General features: G+C 63.5%; 1 protein-coding gene. It reads right to left on the reverse strand.

What is annotated here, in order from left to right:
- Window positions 1–252 (reverse strand): hypothetical protein (locus ACEN88_RS35855; RefSeq protein ID WP_413347146.1); only part of this gene is annotated, 252 nt, incomplete at both ends.

Genomic DNA, 252 nt, shown 5'->3' on the forward strand with positions numbered 1-252 from the left:
CTACCGACATCAGCGCCACCGGATTGGGTGCGAGCTCGACGAACGTCGTGTGCCCGTCTCCTACAGCGACATTGACGGCCTGGGTGAACCAGACCGGGTGACGCATTCCCTTTGTCCAGTATTCGACGCCGTGGATCGCCGCATGCCCGACGCGATAGTGCGCCTCACGATCGACCGAGGAGTAGACCCCGGCGGTGAGCTTGGTCGGTTCGATTCCGGCGAGTTCTGCAGCCAGCTCGCCGAGCAGTACGT

Origin of the sequence: Massilia sp. CT11-108 (genome assembly GCF_047302915.1) — a bacterium.
Taxonomy (GTDB): Bacteria; Pseudomonadota; Gammaproteobacteria; order Burkholderiales; family Burkholderiaceae_D; genus Telluria; species Telluria orientalis.